The sequence below is a fragment of the Microbacterium sp. LMI13-1-1.1 genome (genome assembly GCF_040815625.1).
Classification (GTDB): Bacteria; Actinomycetota; Actinomycetes; order Actinomycetales; family Microbacteriaceae; genus Microbacterium; species Microbacterium forte.
Map to the genome: position 1 here is coordinate 1,294,522 of NZ_JBFPNL010000005.1, position 15,470 is coordinate 1,309,991.

Consider the following 15,470-nt stretch of genomic DNA (forward strand, 5'->3'; position numbering starts at 1 on the left):
TCAGGCCCGTGTCGCGGGCCACGCGAGCGGCAGCAGGTGCTCGACGCTGAGCGGCGCGAGCGGCAGCGTCTCGGCGTCGGCGGGGGTGATCCACCGCAGCTCGGCGAGCTCGGCCTGCACCACCACCTCGGCGGCGGCGATGGACACCGAGAACGCCTCGGCCACGACCCGGTGACCCGGCTCGTTCGCCGCCTCGGAGACGAACGTGCCGAGGGGCTCGAGGTCGGCCTCATCGAGGCGCAGGCCGAGCTCTTCGTGCAACTCGCGGATCAGCGTCTGCGACGGCGTCTCGCCGGGCTCCGGTTTGCCGCCGGGCTGCATGAAGCGCGTCGTGCCCTGCTTGCGGACCACCAGCACCCGGCCGGTGTCGTCGACGATGACCGCCGCGCTGACGTGGATGTCAGGCATCGGGTGCGAACACCTTGCCGGGGTTGAGGATGCCGAGCGGGTCGAACACCCGGGTGATCTGACGCTGCAGCTCCCACTGGTCGTCTCCGAGCTCGTCGGCCAGCCAGCGGCTCTTCAGGGTTCCGATGCCGTGCTCGCCGGTCAGCGTGCCACCGAGGGCGATCGCGGCCCGGAACAGCTCGTCTGCGGCGGCCCAGACCTCAGCGGGGGGCTCGGCGCCCTCGAAGATGAAGTTCGGGTGCAGGTTTCCGTCTCCCGCGTGCGCCACCGTGGGAATGGTCATCGAGTAGGCCTTCTCGATGCGGGCGATCTCGTCGAACATCGCGGGCATCGCACTGCGCGGCACCGACACGTCCTCGATGAGGGTCGTCCCGAGAGCCGACATCGCAGGGTGCATGGCGCGACGTATCGCCAGCAGGCGCTCGCCTTCGTCGCGGTCGTGCGAGACCTGAGTCACACCGTGGTGAGAAGTCAGGATCTCGGCGATCGTCGTCGCCTCGGCGACGGCGGCCGGGCCATCCGTCTGGATCGTCAGCTGCGCGCTTCCGGCGGCGGGGGAGGGCAGATCCAGCAGGGCGGCGACAGCCGCGAGGCTGGCCGAGTCCATCAGCTCCATGATCGCCGGCTGCACACCGGAGGCGGTGACCGCGGCGGATGCGGATGCCGCTGTGCGCACGTCGGGGAAGATCGCCGTCACCGTGCAGGTGGTTCCCTCGACGAGTCGGCGCAGCTTCAGCGTGGCGCCGACGACCACGCCGAGAGTGCCTTCCGAGCCGATCACGAGCGAGGTGAGGTCGAGCCCCGTCACGCCCTTGACGCTGCGGTGACCGAGGCGCATCAGGCGGCCGTCCGCGAGCACCAGGTCGACCCCGAGGACGGCGTCCTTCACGACGCCGTACTTCGCGCAGAGCAACCCGCCTGCCCCGGTGGCGATGTTGCCGCCGACGGTCGAGATCGCCCGGCTGGCGGGGTCGGGTGCCCACCAGAGTCCGTGCCCTGCGAGGACGTCGTTGAGGTCGGAGTTGAGGATGCCGGGTTCGACGACGGCGAGCAGGTCATCGGCGCGGATCTCGCGGATCGCGGTCATATGGCGGGTGGAGAGCACGATCTCTCCCTCGCCGCCGTTCGCCGCACCGGCGAGACCGGTGCCGGCCCCGCGCACGACGACGGGCGTGGCCGTGCGGGTGGCTATGCGCATCACGGTCTGGACGTGTTCGACGGTCTCGGCATGCACGACCGCGAGGGGCTGACCTGGCGCTGCGTGCCCTGACCGGTCGGCGCGGGCTTCTTCGAGGATCGCGGCATCGGTGTCGACGATGTCGCCGAGTGCGGCGACGAGCTGGTCGAGAGCGCTCATCGGATGCGACGCCGCCCGCTCACCACTCCGGCGCCGACTGCGACCACGGCGAATGCGGTGCCGATGATCGGCTGATCCATCAGCCACCACGCGATCGTGACCCCGACGTAGATCAGCAGCTCGACGACGACCCGCAGGAACGGGTGCAGACGCAGCACGGGACGCGGGGAGAGGAAGAGAGCCCAGACCAGGATCACGACGAGGGGAGCACCGATGCCGATGACGACGTTCCACGGGAACGGCCACAGGGCGAATCCCCACAGCGCGAGCGTGCCCACGGCGACGATCAGGACCACCGATCGGACGATGTCGAGGGCGGTGATGTTCGGGCGGTCGACGCCGGGGACGGAGGCGGGATCCTGGGGCATGGATCCAGTCTATTCGCCGCAGATGGCGGGTCAGAGCGCGGGGACGGCCTCGTCTGCGGCGGGGACGGCCTCGTCGACTGCGGGTGCAGTCTCGTCGACGGGAGCGACCTCTTCTTCGACCGCCGGCTCGGCCGGAGGAGCCGTCTCCACCGGAGCGGAGGGCTCGACGGGCGCGGCCGGTTCGGGAGCCGGAGTCTCGGGAGCGACCTCCGCGTCGGGAGCCTCGACGGGAGCCGCGGGGGCGGCCTCGTCGGGTGCAGCGGGGGCGGCCTCGTCCGTCGGCTCCGGTGCAGGCACGACCGTGTCGTCCGGGGTCGGGACCGCCGGCGCGTCCTCGACGGGATCTTCGGCCGGCGCACCGCAGGCAGGCGCGAGCAGGACGGATGCGAGGGTCACCCCGAGCGCCGAGAGGCTGGTGGTGACCGGCAGGACCGGACCGGCCTCTGTCGCATAGTGGATCTCGACGGTCGCGCCGAGGAGGATCTGCACGAGTCCGGGTCGCAGCTCGATCGTGCCGGTTCCGGCGTCACTCAGCGATGTGCTGTCGGCACCACCGTGACTGCCACCGAGCAGGGCCTCGATGTCGGCGCCCGCTTCACCGGACACGTTCAGGGTCACATAGGTGATGGCTCGAGCGTCGAGACACAGGTCGGCGAGGCTGACCACGATCGGGGTCGTCGGGACCGCCGGTTCGCCGGGGTTTTCTTCTCCGGGGGTTTCGCCGCCGGGGTTCTCTTCTCCGGGGGTTTCGCCGCCGGGGTTCTCTTCTCCGGGGGTTTCGCCGCCGGGGTTCTCTTCTCCGGGGGTTTCGCCGCCGGGGTTCTCTTCTCCGGGGGTTTCGCCGCCGGGGTTTTCTTCTCCGGGAGTCTCTTCTCCGGGGACATCCTCTTCCGGAGCCGGCTTCGATGTCTCGACCGGAGCCGACGGCGCGACGATAGCGGGCGCGATGTCCTCGGCTGGCTCAGGGGTGACGGGCGCCTCGACCGGCGGCGTGACCGGTTCGGGTTCGGTCTCCGCATCGTCGACGATCGGCGTCTTCTGGTCGGACATCGATTCGTCGGGTCCGACATCGGCACTGATCGACGAGGAGTCGCTGTCGCCGGCACTGGGCAGCGATGCCGCTGGTGACGCGCCGGTGAGGCTCGGGATGATGGTGGCAGCCGCTACGACACCCGCGACCACGAGAGCGGCTGAGCCAGCGCCCACGAGCGCGCCGACACCGCTGAAGATGCCGCCGCTGGTCGCACCACCGGCTCCGCCGCCTGCTGCCCCGCCACCTGCTGCCCCACCACCGCCCGTCGTACCGCCGCCTGCTGCACCGCTCGAGGACGCCGCTGTCGCGCCTCCCGCGACGACGACCGCGCCCTCGGTGATTCCCGAGGGCATGGCCGCGAGCGCGACGATCGGGGTGCCGCCGCCCTGCAGCGTGGCGAGATAACCTGCGGAACCCGTGATGCCGAGGACGAGCGGGAGCAGCACGAGCGCCAGCCGCTTCGACACGTCCTTGGCCTCGGCGGCGACGATCATGCAGCGTGCGCACTCTTCGAGGTGCTGCTCGAGACGGTTGTGGTCTCGATTGCTGAGGTTGCCACGCGAGTAGGCGCCCAGATGCTCGATGGTCCACTGGCAGTCGGAGCCCGCGGCTGCGCTGCGGAGATGGGCCTGGATCCATGCTTCGCGAAGCCCTTCGCGCGCGCGGAACGCGAGCTGCGAGACGGCGCCCGCCTTCATGCCGAGCAGGGTCGCCGCCTCCTGCGGCTTCATCTGCTCGATCTCGGTGTACCAGAGCACCTCCTGCCAACGGGAGGGAAGGCTGCGGAACGCCTGCGCGGTCAGGCTGCGATCGAGGGCCTCGTTGGCCGCCTGGTCGGTGCTGTCGGGGTCGGCCACGCTGTCGAGCTCGTCGATGGCCGACTCGCGGCGAGAGCGGCCCCAGGCCGCGGCGGTGTTGCGGATGCTCGTGAACAGATACGCGCGGAACGAGCCGTTGGGCCCGCCGCCCTTGACGATCGCCTGATAGATGCGGGTGTAGGACTCCTGCACGAGATCGTCCGGGTCGATCGACGACGTGATCGACCGGGCGACGGACATGCCGGAGGGGTAGTGCCGCCTCCAGAGTTCGCCGAAGGCCGCTGCGTCACCCGAGCGGGTGCGCAGGACGAGATCGGCGTCGGCGATCGTTTCCTCGTGCGAAGTGCTGTCCTGATCCATGTCATCCATCTGTCGTGGAGCGCGAGTGCGCGTCCACATGAAGAGACGCGTGAACCCCATTTTCATCACGCGCCGTCTCCCATTCTCTCTCCAATCTCCCAGGCTTGCCACCCCTTCCGAGAAACTGACCGCGAACTGCCCGCCCCGATAAAGACCTGGTCACGCCCAGATCGATCGATTCTGGAGAACAACCTCAAAAAAAGATCCGGGGAACCGCGTAATGAATCGGCATCGCCTTCGTCTCATCAGGTGAGACAGCCATGGGGCTCCACCGGGGGGCGGAGCTCAGGCGCTGGTGCAAGGGGTAAGTGCACCGGCATGGCGGGTCGGGCACCTCGGGGGAGGAGCGCTCGGCCCGCCAGCTCTCGCGCAGGGGAGGGAAATGTGACAGGGCCGCCGATCTGGGGAACGGCGGCCCTTCACCCACTTCGGCGGCGTGGCGGCAGAGCACCACTGCACTTCGATTCGCTCGCGGCGTCGGACCGCGCGACACCGGGTCGCTCGACATCACGCTCGCGACATCCGACTACGGGCGATCGCCCACCCACACGCGCACGACCTGCAGCTGCGCATCCATGAGCACGGCGTCACCGAGGTACCCGACCGCGAGGCGGCCGAGTCGGTCACCGTATCCGATGGCGGCCGCCGGAGTCTCCGTGAGTGCGCGCACGGCCTCCGTGAGCGGTGCCCCCGCAGCGACCGCCCGGCGCAGCGCGTCGTCCTGGGTGAGGGTCGATCCGGCGATCGAGCCGGTGTCGTCCGCGCGCGCTATGCCGTCTTCGACCGTCACGCTCACGGCGCCCAGGTCGTAGTGGCCGTCGGCACTGCCCGCGGCAGCCATGGCGTCGGTGACGAGCGCCACGCGGCCGGGTGCCGAGTCGAACACGAGCTTGATCACGTGCGGATCGAGGTGAACGCCGTCGGCGATCACCTCGAGCACCACGCGGCGGTCGCCGGCCGCTGCCAGCACCGGCCCTGGCGCGCGATGGTGGATGCCGGGCATGGCGTTGAATGCGTGTGTCAGCACGGTCGCGCCTGAGTCGAACGCGGCGACCGCTGTCTCGGCATCCGCGCTCGTGTGCCCCACCGCAGCGACAGCGCCGGCATCGACGATCAGCCGGATCGCGTCGAGGCCACCGGGCAGCTCGGGCGCGATCGTCACCTGCCGGATCGTGCCGCGGCCGGCATCGAGCAGTCGAGCGACATCGTCGCGCGCCGGAGCCAGCAGCAACGTCGGCTCATGTGCTCCGTGGCGCGCAGGGTCGAGGAACGGTCCCTCCAGATGCGACCCGAGGATGTCGGCATCCGTCTCCATCAGGTCGGCGATCTCGGCGACGCGCTGCGCGAGGGCGTCGACCGGTGCCGTGACGAGCGAGATCACCGATCGCGTGCTGCCGTGCGAACGGTGCAGAGCACGAGCCGCGCGGATCGCCTCCGCGCCGTCGTCGAATGAGGCGCCCGCGCCGCCGTGGCAGTGGATGTCGATGAAGCCGGGCGTGAGCACGGCATCCGGTCCGGCGACGACGGTCGCATCGACGACCTCGTCTGCCCTGCTCCACGACTGTCCGGTTCCGACGGCGACGACTCGGCCGTCTTCGATCCGCACCCAGGAGTCTGCGACCTCGGCGCCGTGGTCGATCAGTCGGGCGGAGTGGATGACGAGCGATCCTGTCGCTGCGGAATCGGTGGTCATCGTTCGCTCCAGGGAATCTCGGCTGCGGGGTGGAAATCGACGCCTTCAGCCTTCCACAGCGGGGCCAGCCCGCCGAGCCGTGCGCGGAACGACTCCCAGTCGCGGCCGGACGCGCGCTGTGGCGACCAGGCGACCTCGGCGTGGGCGGCGGCCCGCGGGAACACGAGCCGCTCGACATCGCTGAGGCTGCGGGTCGTCTCGCTCCACAACGGAGCCTCGATGCCGAGGATCGCAGCCTCAGGCACGTCGAGGGCCGCGGTCGGTTCCCATTCGTATGCCGTGCGGACGTCGATGATCGCGGCCCAGGTCAACCCGAGCGGGAAGTCCGCGGAGTACTTCATGTCGAGGTAGGCGACGTCGGCGGTCGACATGATGAGCGCGCCGCCTCGCTCGACGAAGTGCGCGGCCTCCGCGGCATGCGATCCCTCGGGCGTGGTCTTGCCCCAGTACTGGCCGATCGTGCCCTCGGCGATGTCCTTCGCCGCGCCGACCTCGTGCCACGCCAGGGGGATCTTGCCCTCCTCGAAGACGATCGCGGTCGCGCGCTCGACGAAGTGATCGAAATCGGCCTGCGGGGTGCCGAGCGACTCGTCTCCGCCGATGTGGATGAACGGACCGGGTGTCATCTCGGCGAGCTCCCGCACCACGTCGCGCACGAACTCGTACGTGCGCTCCTCGTGGATGCGGACGCTCGAGTGTCCGACGCCCCACCCGAGGTAGGGCTCGCCGGCCACGGGGAGCGGCTGACCGAGGCGCGCCGATTCGGCGATCAGGCTGTCGTTCATGACCGGGTCCTCGACGAGCTCGGGATACGCGACGCCGATGGCGTGCGTGTGGCCGGGAAGGTCGATCTCGGGGATGACGAGCATGTGCCGCTCGGCCGCGTAGGCCACGATCTCGCGATAGTCGTCCTTCGTGTAGAAACCTCCGGGATCGCCGAGCGATGCGGTCGATGACGCGAGTTCGGTGAGCTTGGGCCATGAGTCGATCTGGATGCGCCAGCCCTGGTCGTCGCTGAGGTGCAGGTGCAGATGGTTGAACTTCAGAGCGCTGGTGCTGTCGATGAACTTCTTGACCTCGGCGACGTCGAAGAAGTGCCGTGTGACGTCGAGCATCACGCCGCGGCGCTCGAATCGCGGCGCGTCCGTGATCTCGGCGTGCAGCAGCGCCCACCCCTCGTCGCCGTCTCGGAGCAGCTGCAGCAGAGTCTGCACCCCGTAGAAGAGTCCTGCCTCGTCGCCGCCGACGACCTCGACGGAGTCGGCGACCCTGAGCGTGTAGCCCTCGGGGGCGACGGCGGGGTCGACGCGAAGCACGATCGCCGAGGTCGGGTCTGTCGTGTCCGTGGAGTGGGAGAAGCGGATGCCGCTGCGCCGCTCTGCGGCATCGATCAGCTGCCGCGCGGCCGGCGAGTCACCGATGACTCGCGTGTTCTCGGAGACGGGCCACCGACCGTCGCCGGCGACGGCGGAGGAGGGGAGAGGAACAAGGGGCATGGAATGGGGAAGGACCATGAACAAAACCTACCCTGCGCCGAGTCGGCAGCACAGGGAAATCCGCTATGCTTTCTCACGTCGCGACTGGCGTCTGGGTGGACTACCACCGGGGAGCGACTGACCACGGAATTCGACCGCGCGCCTGGGCCGATAGGTATACCCCTTCGAATCCGTCGTCAGAGGAGCAAGTCATGACCGATCGTTACTTCAACGCCCCGCTCGCCGAGGTCGACCCCGAGATCGCACAGGTTCTCGACCGCGAGCTGAAGCGTCAGCAGACGTTCCTCGAGATGATCGCATCCGAGAACTTCGTCCCCGTCTCGGTGCTTCAGGCGCAGGGTTCGGTGCTCACCAACAAGTACGCCGAGGGCTACCCCGGGCGTCGCTACTACGGCGGCTGCGAAGAGGTCGACGTCGCCGAGTCGCTGGCGATCCAGCGTGCCAAGGACCTCTTCGGCTCGGAGTTCGCCAACGTCCAGCCGCACTCGGGAGCATCGGCCAACGCCGCCGTGCTGCACGCGATCGCCCGCCCCGGCGACACACTGCTCGGCCTCGCTCTCGACCAGGGCGGTCATCTGACGCACGGCATGAAGATCAACTTCTCGGGCCGCCTCTACGACATCGTCGCCTACGGAGTGGACCCCGAGACCTCGACGATCGACATGGACGAGGTGCGTCGCCTCGCGGTCGAGCACAAGCCGAAGGTCATCATCGCCGGCTGGTCGGCCTACCCCCGCACTCTCGACTTCGCCGCCTTCCGTGCGATCGCCGACGAGGTCGGCGCCCTGCTCTGGGTCGACATGGCGCACTTCGCCGGCCTCGTCGCCGCAGGCCTGCACCCGAACCCGGTGCCGCACGCACACGTCGTCTCCTCGACCGTGCACAAGACCATCGGCGGACCCCGTTCGGGCTTCATCCTGACGAACGACCCCGAGATCGCGAAGAAGATCAACACGGCAGTCTTCCCCGGACAGCAGGGCGGCCCGCTCATGCACGTGATCGCCGCCAAGGCGACCGCGTTCAAGCTCGCAGGCACCCCCGAGTTCAAGGAACGCCAGGAGCGCACGCTGCGCGGAGCAGCGATCCTCGCCGAGCGTCTGTCGCAGCAGGATGTGAAGGATGCCGGCATCGGAGTGCGCTCCGGCGGCACCGACGTGCACCTGGTGCTGGTCGACCTTCGTGAGGCGGAGATCGACGGCAAGCAGGCCGAAGACCTGCTGCACGACATCCACATCACGGTGAACCGCAACGCGGTGCCCAATGACCCTCGTCCGCCGATGGTCACCTCGGGCCTGCGCATCGGAACTCCGGCACTCGCGACCCGCGGCTTCGGCGACGCCGAGTTCACCGAGGTCGCCGATGTGATCGCTCTCGCGCTGCTGCCCGGGGCCGACGTCGAGGCGCTCCGTGCTCGTGTCGACGCGCTCGCCGCCGTCTTCCCGCTCTACCCGGACCTGCAGCAGTGACCGCGAAGATCCTCGACGGCAAGGCGGCGTCGGCCGCGATCAAGGCCGAGCTGACCGAGCGTGTCGCCGCACTGAAGGCGAAGGGCATCGTCCCGGGCATCGCGACCGTGCTGGTCGGCGCCGACCCGGCATCCCAGCTCTACGTCGGCATGAAGCACCGTCAGTCCGAGGCGATCGGAATGAACTCGATCCAGCGCGAGCTGCCGGCCGACGCCACCCAGGCCGACGTCGAAGCGCTGATCGACGAGCTCAATGCCGACCCGGAGTGCCACGGCTACATCGTGCAGCTGCCGCTGCCGAAGCACATCGACACGGATGCGATCCTCGAGCGGATCGACCCCGCGAAGGATGCCGACGGTCTGCATCCGACCAACCTCGGCAGGCTCGTGCTCAACGTCAACAACCCGATCCACACCCCGCTGCCGTGCACGCCGCGCGGTGTGATCGAGCTGCTGCTGCGCAACGACTACGACCTCACGGGCAAGCACGTCGTGGTCGTCGGACGCGGGGTGACCATCGGTCGTTCGATCGGGCTGCTGCTGACGAGGCGTGACCTGAACGCGACGGTCACGCTCACGCACACCGGCACGGTCGACATGCCGCGCTACCTGCGGGAGGCCGATGTGATCGTCGCCGCAGCCGGCGTGAAGCACCTCATCCGTGCCGAGGATGTCAAGCCGGGAGCCGCCGTGCTCGACGTGGGGGTGACGCGCGAGGTCGACCCCGCGACGGGCAAGAACCTGGTCTTCGGAGACGTGCATCCCGATGTCGCGGAGGTCGCGGGCTGGGTCTCACCCAACCCCGGCGGCGTCGGCCCGATGACGGTCGCGCTTCTCATGACCAACGTCGTGGAGGCGGCCGAGCGGCTCGTCTGAGTCGCTGGGCGGTCTCGGAGCTCCAGAAGATCGGAGCAGCCCCAGGACACCAGAGAGGTCGCAGGGAATCCACGGATCCCTGCGACCTCTCTGCATACCTGCGAGGCGACGCGGATGCCGAGGATCCGATAGGGCGGTCAACCCAGTTCGTCCAGCATCCGACGCTGTTCGGGGGTCAGTCCGTCGGAGAGTTCCGCGCGCGCGTCGGCGGTGGCGGGGGACTCCGCGGAGGGCGCCGTGGAAGCGGGCGCGGCGGTGGAGGCGGGCGCGGACCTCCTTCCCGAACCCGAGACCTTCGCCTGCACGACGTCGTACAGGTCACTCGCCTTCGCGCGGAGCCTGTCGTCGACCTGGTCGTAGATCATCCAGCCGAACAGCAGGAAGAGCGGGGGAAGCGCGTAGCTCCAGAATCCGGAGGCTCGGACGCCGCTCAGCCACACGACGGCCACCCAGATGATGAGCTCGACGAGGTAGACGAGGACGTACTGCACGACCTTCTCTCCGGTCTTCGTGCGGTCGGCGGCGGACTTGGCCGCGGCCTTGCGGAACGCGCCGGTGAGCAGCGGCTTCACGAAGAGCGCCGCAAGGGTGAGGACGACCGCGGCCCAGAGCGCGTTGAATCCTACCGAGACCCCGGCGGACAGCAGTCCGATGAGCAGCAGGACCGCCACGTTGAACACGTAGAGCGCGGCGAATCGGACGATTCCGTTCTTCATCTGACCAGAATTCCACACTCTCGGGTGCCGCGGCATCTCCGATGGCGCAGACGGATCAGCGTGCAGGAAAGGCGCGTTCGACCGCATCCACCACCGCGCCGTAGACCGAGTCCCACGGAACCAGCGGGGGAGTCACACCGGCGAGCTCGAGGCTCACAGCGCCGTGCACCTGTGCCCAGACGGTGAGGGCGGCGGTCGCTACGTCCGGCTCATCGACGCGTGCCGCGAGTGCGCGCATCAGCGGAGCCATCGCCGTGCTCATGGTCGCCTCGTCGGGTCGGCAGTCCTCGGTCGCCACGCCCCCGCCGAACATCAGGCGGTAGAGCGCAGGGTTGGCCATCGCCCATGCCCGATAGGCGAGTCCGAGCGCGCGCAGCCCCTCGGACTCGGCCGCAGCCTGCGCCTCACCGAACGAGGCGAAGCCGTGCTCGATGACGGAGACGAGCAGCTCGGCCTTGCCGCCGAACAGGGCGTAGACGGCCGAGGTCGACGTGCCGGCGTTCTGTGCGATATCGCGCAGGCTGATTCGCTCGGGCCCCTTGTCGTCGACCATCTCGGCTGTCGCGGCGAGCAGACGATCGCGCAGAGCGTCGTCGTACAGAGGAGGTCTTGCCATGCGATCGATCCTATCGTAACGTTGTTGCATAACGCAGTTACATAACGACGTTCCAAGGAGTGGCTCATGGCTCAGCAGGTCTTCCCCGGTCGATTCACCGCGGCCCCCGACCGATCGGATGTCACGGTCTTCCTCATCGGGATGCGTGCCAATCGCTGGTGGCAGCTCGGCAAGGTGTGGTGGACCGCCAGCAAGATGCCGCCGATGCTGCAGCACCTCGCGACCCATCCGGACGCGGGGATGCTCGGTGCGCACAGCTGGTTCGGGCGCACGACGATCCTGCTGTCGTACTGGGAGAGTCCGGAGCACCTGCAGCGATTCGCGGCCGACCGCGATGCTCCGCATCTGCAGCCCTGGCGGGACTTCATGCGGACGCTGCAGGGCACGGGAAGCGTGGGCGTCTGGCATGAGACCTACCAGGTGCCCGTCGCCGACCTCGAGGCCGTGTACGTCGACATGCCGGCATTCGGGCTGGCGGCGGCCACCGCACATGCGCCGGTCGGCTCCGGGACGAAGACAGCGCGCCAGCGACTGGGTCGCTGACGCGCTGTTCTCGCGAGGGGTCAGGCCTGCGGGTGCAGGCTGCTCTCGATGTTCGTGATGCGCGCCTGCTCGTCGAAGCGGAACGTCGCAGTTCCTGACGCATCGGCGACCGTGGCGCCCGAGAAGGCCTCGTCGGCCCAGGTGAGGTTCCACCCGGCGAGGCGCGCGGCATCCCACACGGCCGTGCGGGCATCGGGCAGAGCCACGGTCGAGAGGATGCGAGGGAGGACGATCGCGGCTGAGGCGACCGTGAGCGGCGGGAGCGGTGCATCGAGCAGGAACACCGCGTAGGTGCCACCGCCCACCGGAGCCAGGTAGTAGGGGGCGCGGCCGGTGAGCTCGACGGCCACCGTGCCGACGGTGTGGGCGGCGGCGGTGATCCACTCGGCGTCGCCCGCGGCGTCGGCGGGGAAGGGGAGCTCGGTCTCGCTCAGCTCGACGATGCCGTGCTGGACGCCGTAGTCGCGGAGCTGGGCTGCGACGCCGGCAGGGTCGCCCTGCGGGTGCGCCCACGCCCAGAGCAGCGATCGCGGCCCCGGAGCGATCGTCGCGACGAGGTGGGCGCGGGCGACCAGCTGGCGCGCGGAGTCGGCGTTCGACGTGAAGGTCAGCGTTCCGGCGGCCATGTCGGCATCCCAGCGGTTGTCGCCGAGGTCCTCGAGGGTGGTGGCCAGGGAATCCTGACGGAGGGCGGAGAACAGTGCAGCACGGTCTGCGAGCGGCTGGAGCGCGGCGAAGGTCATGCCCACAGTCTCGCCCGGATTGCTATGAATCCGCCAACTTCTCCTGTGCGGAGAGGGCACCTGCCGGCCGACCCATGCGCCAGACGCTGGGCACGATCAGAGTCGCGACGGCGATCGACGCATAGAGGATCGCCGAGGTGACGAGCACCGTCTCGACGTCGCTGTGGGTGATCAGCCAGCCGTACACGAGAGTGCCGATCGGCATCACGACGTAGCTGCCGAGCATGTCGTAGCTCGAGACGCGCGAGAGCTTGTCTCCGGGGATGTTCTCCATCATCGCGAGATTCCAGCCGGTGATGAAGAGCTCGACGCCGGCACCCGCGATGAACGCGGCGATCGCCAGGAGGACCACGGCCGGGTGCACCCCGAGAACAGTCAGGGGAATCGCGAACGCGGCCATGCCGATCATCCCGTAGCGCAGCGGTCGCTTCAGGGGCAGCCACATCAGGATGAGGGTCATCAGCAGGATGCCGACGCCTTCGGCGCTGACAACCCACCCCCAGCCCGCGATGCCGAGTCGCTCGTCGTTCTTCGCGATGTACGGGCCGACGACACCCCACGCCCCGATGTGGATCGCGTTCATCACCATGAACGCGATCACGATGACCCAGAGCCACGTGCGGCTCCAGAACTCCTGCCAGCCGACGCGGAGGTCGTGGAACATCGTGGTCCCGCCGCCGTGATCGGGTGGCGGCAGCCGCACCATCGCGAGAACGGGGATCGCGATGACCCATCCGATCGCCTGCACGACCATCGCCCAGGCGGGCCCTGCGGTGGCGACCACGATGCCCGCGATGATCGGCCCGCCGATCGTCGTCGCCGAGCGCACGAACGAGAGCATGGCGTTGGCCTGCTGCAGGTGCTCAGCAGAGGTCAGCTGCGGGATGATGCCCTGCATCGCCGGCAGCACGAACGCGGTCGATGCGCCGTTGACGACAGAGAGCAGCGCCAGCAGCGGAACCGTGGCCGTGCCGGTGAAGAGCAGCGCGGCCATGACCCCGACCGTGATGATGTCGATGACGTAGCAGGACTGGATGATCAGCGCGCGCGGGAGCCGGTCGGCTATCACCCCGCCGAACAGCAGGAACACGATGTTGCTGACCGTGAAGGCAGCCAGCACGAGCGACAGCGATCGCGCATCGTTGTCGATCTCCAGCACCGCGAAGGCGAGAGCGATCGACGACATCGAGCCGGCGATCAGGGTGATGGCTCGGGCGAGGAAGAACCAGCGGAATCCGCGGTCCTGCATCGCGGCGAGGGCGCGGATCATGACGGCGCCTCGCTTCTCTGCATCCGTCAATCCTGCCACGCCCCTGGCCGGGCGGTCGGCGTCAGTAGCTGGCGCGGGCGGCGTCGTCGGAGGCCGGGATGAAGCGCGCGGCGAGAGCCTCGGATGCTCGTGCGAGCATCGCCACGTCGGCGCCGACGGCCACGAAATCGGCGCCGGCTGCGATGTACGAATCGGCGGTGGCGGGGTCGAAGGCGTTCACGCCGACGGGAGTGCCCGCACCCTTGACTGCAGCGAAGACCCGCTCGACCGCACCGACGACATCAGGGTGCGTCTGCTGGCCGAGGAGCCCCATCGATGCCGAGAGGTCGGACGGGCCGACGAACACCGCATCCACGCCGTCGACCGACGCGATCTCGGCGGCGGCGTCGACTCCGGCCGTCGTCTCGATCTGCACGGTCAGCGAGGTGTGCCGTGCCGAGTCCTGCAGGTAGCCGTCGACGCGGTTCCAGCGGGCGCTGCGGGCGAGCGCGCTGCCGACTCCGCGCACACCGTGCGGCGGGTAGCGCGTCGCGGCGACCGCGGCGCGAGCTTCATCGGCGGACGACACCATCGGGACGATGATGTTCTGCGCACCGAGGTCGAGGACCTGCTTGATCGCGACGGCATCGTTGAACGGGACGCGCACGACGGGGACGATGGGGTAGGCGGCCGCGACCTGCAGCTGCAGCAGAGTGGACTCGAGCGTGTTGGCCGAGTGCTCCATGTCGATGAGCAGCCAGTCGAGACCGGATCCGGCGGCGACCTCGGTGACGAGCGGGCTGCCCGAGCACGCCCACATCCCGACGAGCGATCGGTCGGAGGCGGCGAGCTGCTCGCGGAAGGAGGGGCTCAGATGAAGCGGCATGCGATCGTTCCCATCGGTCCGTAGTCGCACAGCACCTCGTCGCCGCGCGACACCCACATCGGGCGTGTGAACGATCCTGCCAGGATGATCTCCCCGGCCTCGAGCCGCGCGCCGTGCTGGTGGAACTTGTTCGCGAGCCACGCGACACCTGTCGCCGGATGACCGAGCACACCGGCCGCGACGCCGGTCTCCTCGATCTCGCCGTTGCGTGACAGCACTCCGGGCACCCAGCGCAGATCGATCTCGTCCGGACGCTTGCGCACCGTGCCGAGCACCATCGCGCCGTACGCGGCGTTGTCGCTGATCGTGTCGACGATCGTCCGGCCCTCGAGCTCGATGTGCGAGTTCAGCACCTCGAGCGCCGGAACCGCGTAGTCGATCGCCGCGAGTGCGTCGTCGAGCGTGCAGTCAGGGCCCTCGAGCGGATGCTTGAGCACGAACGCGAGCTCGACCTCGATGCGCACGTTCGAGAAGTGGTCGACCGGGATCTCGGCGCCGGACTCGTAGACGGTGTCGTCGAACATCACGCCGTAGTCGGGCTCGGTGATGCCCGTGGCCTGCTGCATCGCCTTCGACGTCAGCCCGATCTTGCGACCGACGAGACGACGCCCTGCGGCGATCTGCGAATCGCGCCACACGCCCTGGATCGCATACGAGTCCTCGACGGTGGCCTCGGGGTAGCGCGCCGTGATGCGCGGGATCACCGCGTGGTTCCGGTCGGCCTCGGCCAGTTCCGCGGCGATCTGCGCGACGGTGTCTGCTGACAGCATCCGTTCCTGCTTCCTGTGGGTGCGTTTCGTCTCGGTGCTTCGTGCCCCGCTCGACGAGCGGGACACGAAGCGT

At 69.1% G+C, this 15,470-nt stretch carries 15 protein-coding genes and 1 riboswitch; of the genes, 3 read left to right on the forward strand and 12 right to left on the reverse strand.

Features of this window, described 5'->3' with window-relative positions:
• From MRBLMI13_RS12995 to MRBLMI13_RS13020, 6 genes are all read right to left on the reverse strand, one after another.
• Complete coding sequence (locus tag MRBLMI13_RS12995; RefSeq protein ID WP_042539321.1) at positions 1-408, reverse strand: NUDIX hydrolase; 408 nt, start codon at positions 406-408, stop codon at positions 1-3.
• Entirely contained in the window at positions 401-1,765 is a 1,365-nt protein-coding gene (locus tag MRBLMI13_RS13000) for an FAD-binding oxidoreductase (RefSeq protein ID WP_367822996.1), read from the reverse strand. The genes MRBLMI13_RS12995 and MRBLMI13_RS13000 overlap by 8 nt, the downstream gene beginning before the upstream one ends.
• A complete protein-coding gene (locus tag MRBLMI13_RS13005; protein ID WP_042539325.1) occupies positions 1,762-2,133 on the reverse strand; it encodes a YrdB family protein in 372 nt (123 codons plus the stop codon). Before MRBLMI13_RS13005 ends, MRBLMI13_RS13000 begins: the two co-directional genes overlap by 4 nt.
• Positions 2,134-2,163: 30 nt before the next feature.
• Entirely contained in the window at positions 2,164-4,344 is a 2,181-nt protein-coding gene (locus MRBLMI13_RS13010) for a sigma-70 family RNA polymerase sigma factor (RefSeq protein ID WP_367822997.1), read from the reverse strand.
• 526 nt (positions 4,345-4,870) lie between these two features.
• The gene (gene nagA, locus MRBLMI13_RS13015) at positions 4,871-6,037 is read right to left on the reverse strand and encodes an N-acetylglucosamine-6-phosphate deacetylase (RefSeq protein ID WP_367822999.1); all 1,167 of its coding nucleotides are present in this window, start codon (positions 6,035-6,037) and stop codon (positions 4,871-4,873) included.
• Positions 6,034-7,551 carry a family 20 glycosylhydrolase gene (locus tag MRBLMI13_RS13020; RefSeq protein WP_367823001.1) on the reverse strand — a complete coding sequence of 506 codons (1,518 nt, stop codon included), beginning with the start codon at positions 7,549-7,551 and terminating at the stop codon, positions 6,034-6,036. The genes nagA and MRBLMI13_RS13020 overlap by 4 nt, the downstream gene beginning before the upstream one ends.
• A 52-nt stretch (positions 7,552-7,603) precedes the next feature.
• A riboswitch (ZMP/ZTP riboswitch) is annotated at positions 7,604-7,688 on the forward strand.
• Between the two features lie 36 nt (positions 7,689-7,724).
• Here MRBLMI13_RS13020 and glyA point away from each other — a divergent pair.
• Positions 7,725-8,999 (forward strand): serine hydroxymethyltransferase, encoded by a 1,275-nt coding sequence (gene glyA, locus MRBLMI13_RS13025; RefSeq protein WP_042539331.1) that lies wholly within the window; start codon positions 7,725-7,727, stop codon positions 8,997-8,999.
• Positions 8,996-9,874 carry a bifunctional methylenetetrahydrofolate dehydrogenase/methenyltetrahydrofolate cyclohydrolase gene (locus tag MRBLMI13_RS13030; RefSeq protein WP_367823004.1) on the forward strand — a complete coding sequence of 293 codons (879 nt, stop codon included), beginning with the start codon at positions 8,996-8,998 and terminating at the stop codon, positions 9,872-9,874. Before glyA ends, MRBLMI13_RS13030 begins: the two co-directional genes overlap by 4 nt.
• Positions 9,875-10,011: 137 nt before the next feature.
• On the opposite strand, the gene MRBLMI13_RS13035 is transcribed toward MRBLMI13_RS13030, so the two are convergent.
• Both MRBLMI13_RS13035 and MRBLMI13_RS13040 read right to left on the reverse strand, forming a co-directional pair.
• Entirely contained in the window at positions 10,012-10,590 is a 579-nt protein-coding gene (locus MRBLMI13_RS13035; RefSeq protein WP_367823006.1) for a hypothetical protein, read from the reverse strand.
• A gap of 55 nt (positions 10,591-10,645) precedes the next feature.
• Positions 10,646-11,206, reverse strand: a complete 561-nt coding sequence (locus tag MRBLMI13_RS13040; RefSeq protein ID WP_367823008.1) for a TetR/AcrR family transcriptional regulator — start codon at positions 11,204-11,206, stop codon at positions 10,646-10,648.
• A 66-nt stretch (positions 11,207-11,272) separates the two neighbouring features.
• Here MRBLMI13_RS13040 and MRBLMI13_RS13045 point away from each other — a divergent pair, with 66 nt between their 5' ends.
• A complete protein-coding gene (locus MRBLMI13_RS13045) occupies positions 11,273-11,749 on the forward strand; it encodes a DUF4188 domain-containing protein (protein WP_042539338.1) in 477 nt (158 codons plus the stop codon).
• Between the two features lie 20 nt (positions 11,750-11,769).
• Here the strand turns inward: MRBLMI13_RS13045 and MRBLMI13_RS13050 are convergent, their stop codons facing one another.
• The 4 genes from MRBLMI13_RS13050 to MRBLMI13_RS13065 all read right to left on the reverse strand — a co-directional run bounded on the left by MRBLMI13_RS13050 (position 11,770) and on the right by MRBLMI13_RS13065 (position 15,397).
• Positions 11,770-12,492 (reverse strand): DUF6882 domain-containing protein, encoded by a 723-nt coding sequence (locus tag MRBLMI13_RS13050; RefSeq protein WP_367823010.1) that lies wholly within the window; start codon positions 12,490-12,492, stop codon positions 11,770-11,772.
• Positions 12,493-12,514: 22 nt separating this feature from the next.
• Positions 12,515-13,762: an MFS transporter gene (locus MRBLMI13_RS13055; RefSeq protein ID WP_367823012.1), complete on the reverse strand. Its 1,248-nt coding sequence runs from the start codon at positions 13,760-13,762 to the stop codon at positions 12,515-12,517.
• Between the two features lie 61 nt (positions 13,763-13,823).
• Positions 13,824-14,627: an HpcH/HpaI aldolase family protein gene (locus tag MRBLMI13_RS13060; protein ID WP_309686688.1), complete on the reverse strand. Its 804-nt coding sequence runs from the start codon at positions 14,625-14,627 to the stop codon at positions 13,824-13,826.
• Positions 14,612-15,397: a fumarylacetoacetate hydrolase family protein gene (locus tag MRBLMI13_RS13065; RefSeq protein WP_367823015.1), complete on the reverse strand. Its 786-nt coding sequence runs from the start codon at positions 15,395-15,397 to the stop codon at positions 14,612-14,614. Before MRBLMI13_RS13065 ends, MRBLMI13_RS13060 begins: the two co-directional genes overlap by 16 nt.
• Positions 15,398-15,470 lie beyond the last annotated feature (73 nt).

Bases quoted from the DNA above. Each gene is read 5' to 3' on its own strand.
- MRBLMI13_RS13010 (WP_367822997.1), bottom strand. From the start codon at position 4,344: ATGGATCAGGACAGCACTTCGCACGAGGAAACGATCGCCGACGCCGAT.
- MRBLMI13_RS13060 (WP_309686688.1), bottom strand. From the start codon at position 14,627: ATGCCGCTTCATCTGAGCCCCTCCTTCCGCGAGCAGCTCGCCGCCTCC.
- MRBLMI13_RS13045 (WP_042539338.1), top strand. From the start codon at position 11,273: ATGGCTCAGCAGGTCTTCCCCGGTCGATTCACCGCGGCCCCCGACCGA.
- MRBLMI13_RS12995 (WP_042539321.1), bottom strand. From the start codon at position 408: ATGCCTGACATCCACGTCAGCGCGGCGGTCATCGTCGACGACACCGGC.
- MRBLMI13_RS13050 (WP_367823010.1), bottom strand. From the start codon at position 12,492: ATGACCTTCGCCGCGCTCCAGCCGCTCGCAGACCGTGCTGCACTGTTC.
- glyA (WP_042539331.1), top strand. From the start codon at position 7,725: ATGACCGATCGTTACTTCAACGCCCCGCTCGCCGAGGTCGACCCCGAG.
- MRBLMI13_RS13065 (WP_367823015.1), bottom strand. From the start codon at position 15,397: ATGCTGTCAGCAGACACCGTCGCGCAGATCGCCGCGGAACTGGCCGAG.
- MRBLMI13_RS13020 (WP_367823001.1), bottom strand. From the start codon at position 7,551: ATGGTCCTTCCCCATTCCATGCCCCTTGTTCCTCTCCCCTCCTCCGCC.
- MRBLMI13_RS13005 (WP_042539325.1), bottom strand. From the start codon at position 2,133: ATGCCCCAGGATCCCGCCTCCGTCCCCGGCGTCGACCGCCCGAACATC.
- MRBLMI13_RS13035 (WP_367823006.1), bottom strand. From the start codon at position 10,590: ATGAAGAACGGAATCGTCCGATTCGCCGCGCTCTACGTGTTCAACGTG.
- MRBLMI13_RS13000 (WP_367822996.1), bottom strand. From the start codon at position 1,765: ATGAGCGCTCTCGACCAGCTCGTCGCCGCACTCGGCGACATCGTCGAC.
- nagA (WP_367822999.1), bottom strand. From the start codon at position 6,037: ATGACCACCGATTCCGCAGCGACAGGATCGCTCGTCATCCACTCCGCC.
- MRBLMI13_RS13055 (WP_367823012.1), bottom strand. From the start codon at position 13,762: ATGATCCGCGCCCTCGCCGCGATGCAGGACCGCGGATTCCGCTGGTTC.
- MRBLMI13_RS13040 (WP_367823008.1), bottom strand. From the start codon at position 11,206: ATGGCAAGACCTCCTCTGTACGACGACGCTCTGCGCGATCGTCTGCTC.